Origin of the sequence: Neobacillus drentensis (assembly GCF_036965245.1) — a bacterium.
Lineage (GTDB): Bacteria > Bacillota > Bacilli > Bacillales > Cytobacillaceae > Neobacillus > Neobacillus drentensis_G.
Genome location: NZ_JBALPG010000228.1, coordinates 1 through 4,898 on the forward strand (window position 1 = coordinate 1; position 4,898 = coordinate 4,898).

Sequence of the window (4,898 nt, forward strand, 5' to 3'; positions counted from 1 at the left end):
AATAATTTTTAACGTTTTCAAATTTTGTTCACACGTTACGGTGAGAAATTTGAAAGTGAACATATGATGAATAGATTTTAATTAGAAATATTTTCTTTTCCAAAACCGATGCCAAAGGCAAAAGAAAGCGCTGATATTCTCAGCGCTTTCTTGCACCATACCAGGTCATAAAGAGAGATGTATGTATGTATGGCGTATAAGTTGTCAAATAAAGACCATGATTTATTTAATCATAACGACCAATAAGTCATTGTATCAAATATTCCTAAGAACAGCATAATAATTCCGGCAAACCTTTGAACTATGGTACCAAATTTTCTTCCTTTTTTCATTAACACACCACTGCCGCCAAGATACCAAATTATGAAAATGACAATTAATAGTGGTAAGGCTGTACCAAGAGCAAATACGGATGGGAGAATAAATCCATATGGGCTTGACAACACGACCGGCATTAAGGTGACAAAAAACAGGATAAACATTGTCGGACAAAAAGCAAGGGAAAAGGTAAGTCCAAGCATAAAGGAACCAAATTGATTTTCTCGCTTGTATTCCTTAGACCGTTTATACAAATTTAAAGTTCCTTTCAATTTTATAAAGCCCAGCATATATATTCCCACAATTATTAAGATAGGACCCATAATCTTCCGCAGCCATGGAAAATACAATGTAAAATTTTGTTCAATTCCTTTGCCTAACAACCATACTAATCCACCTAATAAAGAGAAGGCAACTACTTTACCTAAGGTAAAACTGAAGACATCCTTCCACACAATTTTCTTTTGAATGGAACTGTTCCCATACAGCGTGATTGCACTAATATTTCCCGTAAGCTGGCATGGCGCAAGTGCTCCCACAAGACCTAATATTAATGCAAATACCATTGGCCAGGATTCTAAACTATTTGCCATAGTAAAAAATGGTTGACTTAGGAAAGAACTTATTTGGCTGAATAAACTATACATAAAATCACCCTATGCTATGTTGTAATAAAATTACGATATCTAAAGTCACATTACTACCTGTCTTTATTCTAGTACATAATTATGGAGAAATTTTGTATTTTAATAGGACAATGTGTTACAAAAAATTATTCAAAACCACTAAAAAGCATTCCCAGCTTCGTTGATATACTATTTATTTTCATAAATCGTTTCATTTAATTGCTCCTTAGACTTCCTATATAAAAGTACTCATTTATCCTATTTTACTTTAATATTATCGAGAAAGTACGAAGAAGTCATGTTAAAATGACAACCAAAAAAGGCACTATGTAATCACAACGCCTCTTTTCAATACAGAAAGCTTTTCTATTTAATTTGTTAACTTCATTACGAATTCGCCCGAAGTATAAGGTTTTTGCTTTATAGTTTGTGGATGAAAAAAGAACATCGGTAAGCCGATGTTCTGGTTGATATTTTTTATAGAACTAATTAAATTCGTTTTGCGCCAATGTATTTTGGTTTCCAGTAGATGTTATTAGTATTAGTAATAATAACGCCTTTTGACGATGATGCCATAATCATCTTGCCTGCTCCGATATACATAGCGACATGTGTTGGTTTGCTTGCTTTATTTGGTGCGAAAAACATTAAGTCTCCAGCTTGTAAGGAACCTACACGATATCCTTTTGTATAGTACATTTCAGCTGCTGTACGCGGTAATACTTTACCCGCCTTACCGAATGAATATTTTACAAGACCTGAGCAGTCAAAGCCACTTGGTGACATGCCGCCCCAGCGATATGGAACACCAATATTTGCTTTGGCAACTGAAATTGCTTTTGTATGATAATAGGCTGCTTCTGCTTTATCACCCGTTGTGGCAAACACTGAGCTAAGTCCAATTGTAATCGCAATTGCTGAAATGATTTTTTTTAGCATATGTTTATTTCCCCCATTGGTGTGATTTGATGCCTACACTTATACTAGGAAAGAATAACATGGACATCACGGAGAATTTACAATTCGGTTACAAAATTATTCTAATATAATATTAGATATAATAAAAAGGATGGAAGATTATCTCCATCCCTTTTAGGACTTCTATAAACCGCACCTTAATTGCGCTCCACAGTTGGTACATGTATTGCAGCCGCCGATTTCTTTTACTTTTCCTTTACGGCAGACTGGGCATGTGTTGCCTACCTCAGAACCGATTGTTACATCTGTTGACCGTAGGTCGGTGATTGTATCAACAAGAACAACATGTTGATTAGGTTTTTCATCAAACATTGATAATTGCTCATTAGTATTTTCTTCAGCTTTAAGTGTTAAAACCTGAGAATCCCGTGATCCGTCCACATACACAGTACCGCCTTTAGCACCGCCGCGATATAAGCGCTCATAAACCTTTTCCACCTGTTCCACGCTATAGCCTTTTGGTGCATTGACTGTTTTACTAATTGAGCTGTCAATCCAACGCTGAATCACACATTGGACATCTGCATGGGCTTCCGGTGCCAGTTCCATCGCTGTAACAAACCAGTTTGGAAGATTGTTTGCATCTGCTTCTGGATGCTGATCCAAATATTCTTGAACGATATCTGCTTTTACCTCGATAAATTTACCAAGACGTCCACTGCGGAAATAAGAGAATGAGAAATAAGGCTCAAGGCCTGTAGAAACTCCAACCATGGTTCCAGTAGATCCCGTAGGAGCAACAGTTAGCAGATGGGAATTTCTTATTCCGTTTTCTAAAATCGCTTGTCGGACATCCTCAGGCATTTTTTTCATAAATCCTGTATCTATAAAAGCTTGTCGTAACCGATTAGTTTCATTTAATGTATCACCAGTTAAGAATGGGAAGCTTCCCTTCTCTTTGGCTAATTCAACTGATGTTCGGTAAGCAGTAGTTGCAATGGTTTCAAATACTTCATCAACAAGTTTGTTACCTTCAGGTGAACCATACTCGGTTTCACAATAGATTAGTAAATCGTGTAAGCCCATTACACCAAGTCCAACCCTGCGCTCGCCAAGGGCTTGCTTTTTATTTTCTTCTAGGAAGTATGGGGTTGCGTTAATAACGTTATCTTGCATTCTTACGCCCACAGCGACAGTTTTCTTTAGTTTCTCAAAATCAACAGTTTTTGTTTCCTTGTCCGCCATTTCTGCAAGGTTAACAGCAGCAAGGTTACAAACTGAAAACGGCGCAAGCGGTTGTTCACCACAAGGATTTGTTGCAACGACTTGTTGTCCATATGCTTTTGCGTTTGTCATGTCGTTAGCATTGTCGATAAAGAAAATCCCTGGCTCGGCTGAGTAGGTTGCACAAATGTTGATTAAATTCCAAAGTTCTTTCGCTTTGATTTTTTTGTAAACACGCACTTTATTACCAAGTTTTTCCCATTCGCGGACATCGCCGACTTGATGCCATTCTTCGTTGTAAACTTTCATTTCTTCTTCATTGTAGTGCTCAACATAAGGAAAACGTAATTCGTATTCACTATCATGTTCAACAGCTTCCATAAACTCTTTGGTTAAACAAACGGAAATGTTTGCTCCAGTTAGGAATTCTAAATTATGAACAGTATAATTTCCACCTGTAGCTAATTTTTCTTCTGCATCAGCAATGATACTTTCATCAAATCCACCATACCCTGGGATATTCTTATAATTTACTATTCCCTGATACATAGCAGTTTCCTGTAGGGTTAATGGTGTAAACTTCAGCTTATCTTTCGCATGTTTTTTAATCGTTTCATCATTGGTATTTTCAATTAAGAATCGTAGAATTCTAGGATTTTGCATTTTTGAAATAATAAATTCAATAATGTCTGGATGCCAGTCGGCCAACATGATCATCTGCGCCCCACGGCGCGACCCACCCTGCTCAACCAAGTGTGTCAACTTCGCAATATCATCCAACCATGAAACCGAACCAGATGATTTTCCGTTTACACCTCTTGCCAAGGTATTTCGCGGTCTTAATGTTGAACCATTAGTTCCAACACCGCCGCCGCGACTCATAATTTCCATTACTTGCTTACGATGGTCAGAGATACCCTCACGTGAGTCCGGAACAAAAGGCATCACGTAACAATTAAAAAATGTGACGTCGGTATTGGCCCCTGCACCATACAAAACGCGGCCCGCTGGAATGAAGTTCATTGTGACAAGCTCTTGATAAAACTTTTCAAACCACTCAATTCGCTTCTCTTCCGTTTCTTCAACCGAAGCAAGACCTGTAGCATTCCGCTTCGCGATTTGTTCATAAAAGAGCTCCAACGGCTTTTCAATGACATCTAAAGATCGGACAATGACTCCTGTACTTGCTTCTTCAGGATCATCGAGGACTCCTCTGAACTCTTCTTCAATCAAAACCTTCGCCTTTTTATTCTCCCAATCAATTTCCACGATAGTTCCTAAGCCTCGTGCTGGAAATTTCGGATCTTCTTTAATAGTTAAAACAACAAAGTCGCCATTTGTTAGGGTGATTTTTGCTGTGTCTTTAAAGGTGTAGCGGTCTAACATGACCAACCGTGAAACACCCTTATGAGTTATTTTCATATCTGGGGTAACCGGATGCACTTGAGGGAATAAGCGGATATCCTCATTTAACCTTTCAAAATCAATATTTATTTTTTGTCTAAAAACTACAGACATGAGAACAGCTCCTTCAATATGATAATCTCTATTTTGGATTAAATTTTAGTATTCTTTGATATATCTAGTTGTTTTAATAAATCTAAGGTACCATAAAAAAACATCATTAATCAACTAAAAAATCAATATATGGTACCGAAAATATTTTCGACACTACTACATATTGTATGTTGAGCAAAAAACAATTATTTTGTCAAACTTAAGAAAAACTAGATTTGGGAGAAAATGAAAGCTATTACCTGATTTTCGCCATAAAACAGGGAAATTTAACAAATTTCGCGGCTTGCCTCTTTT

General features: G+C 37.2%; 3 protein-coding genes. All 3 read right to left on the reverse strand.

What is annotated here, in order from left to right; genetic code table 11:
* Positions 1-230 precede the first annotated feature (230 nt).
* Positions 231-965, reverse strand: a complete 735-nt coding sequence (locus tag V7150_RS25965; RefSeq protein WP_335524076.1) for an urease accessory protein UreH domain-containing protein — start codon at positions 963-965, stop codon at positions 231-233.
* Positions 966-1,433: 468 nt separating this feature from the next.
* A complete protein-coding gene (locus V7150_RS25970; protein ID WP_335524079.1) occupies positions 1,434-1,883 on the reverse strand; it encodes a C40 family peptidase in 450 nt (149 codons plus the stop codon).
* A 162-nt stretch (positions 1,884-2,045) separates the two neighbouring features.
* Positions 2,046-4,604, reverse strand: coding sequence for a vitamin B12-dependent ribonucleotide reductase (locus V7150_RS25975; RefSeq protein ID WP_335524082.1), 2,559 nt, complete (start codon positions 4,602-4,604; stop codon positions 2,046-2,048).
* Positions 4,605-4,898 lie beyond the last annotated feature (294 nt).